Below are 1249 nucleotides of genomic sequence, written 5' to 3'. Positions count from 1 at the left end.
CTCGTCGCGGTACCCGTAAGCCCGGCGCTTGATGACCTTGATGGTGTTGTTGATGCCCTCGACGACACTGGTATTGAGCGGGTGCCGACAGCGAGCCCGAATGCCGTGCCAGTAGTTCCGCAGGCGCTCGGCGAACAGTTTGAGCGGCGCTATGCCGCTTTGCCGGGCTTGCCTGATCCATTGTTCCCAAGCCCTCTGAGCCCAGGCGGGTCTCTGGTAGAACCAGAGCCTCTTGAGTTCATCGCGTAACAGGTAGACGCAGAGTAGTGGCTGGTTGGCCTCCAGCAGTTCATTCAGATGTACCGCCTGATCTGCCCGCAAGTTATGGCGATTGCGCAGCAGCAGCCAGCGGCTCGACTTCAGCACCTTACGCGCAGGACGGTTGTGCCGAAGCTGATTGGCTTGATCGACTCGCACCCGGTCAATGACTTCACGCCCGTACTTGGCCACCACGTGGAACAAGTCATAGACGACTTCCGCCTGCGGGCAGTTCGCCTTGATTTCCAGCTCATAGGCCGTCGTCATGTCGATGGCGACCGCCTCGATGCGCTCGGCAACGCCCGCGGGGAGTTGCTCGAAGAAGGCTCGCGCGGTTTCGCGTGAACGGCCCTGACCGATCCAGAGCACCTGTCGGCTAATCGGCTCCACAACTACGGTGGCATAGCGGTGGCCCTTGTGGAGCGCAAACTCGTCCATGGCCAGATAGCGCACCTGTGTCCAGTCCGGATCAGCAATGCTGGCTTGCAAACTGGCTTTGTCGATCGACTTGACGGTGTGCCAGTTCAGGCCATAGAACGCGGCAACAGCCTGTACGCTGGTGGACTTCAGCAAGATCTCGCAGGCCTTGGCAAACCGGGCAGTGACCCGTTGGTAGCGCCCCAACCAATCCAGCCTTTCCAACCGGGGGCCGCCGCAGTGGTCGCACCAGACCCGTCTGCGTGGCACATGGAGTACCACCCGGTATTCGAACAAGGGCAGATCCCGCACTCGCCGAACCGTCGTCTCATGAATCTGCTGGCAACGCTTGCCGCATTGCTCGCAGACCATCACTTTGCTAACCGGCTTCAGATGCAGTGACAGGGTTCGGCTTGCCTCCGACGGCCATTCCACTCGCTCAATCCGGTAGCCCGTCCAGCAGCCCAGCGCCTGTAGTGCTTTGCGATCCAGCAATTTGGCCTCCAACACCCATTCCCATTGGCGTCAGGTTACCAACTGCACCGAAAGCTTCCACGGTTTCCCGCGATGAACC

At 60.4% G+C, this 1249-nt stretch carries 1 protein-coding gene; it reads right to left on the bottom strand.

The annotated features are described in order from the left end of the window. Positions 1 to 1170: ISL3 family transposase (locus U5809_RS34535; RefSeq protein ID WP_322089845.1), on the bottom strand; the 1170-nt coding region annotated here is incomplete at its 3' end. Positions 1171 to 1249: the final 79 nt, after the last annotated feature.

Source organism: Burkholderia sp. BCC1999, assembly GCF_905339975.1.
GTDB lineage: Bacteria > Pseudomonadota > Gammaproteobacteria > Burkholderiales > Burkholderiaceae > Burkholderia.
The sequence above is the reverse complement of the archived record's forward strand: the minus strand, read 5'-3'. Positions and strand labels throughout refer to the sequence as shown.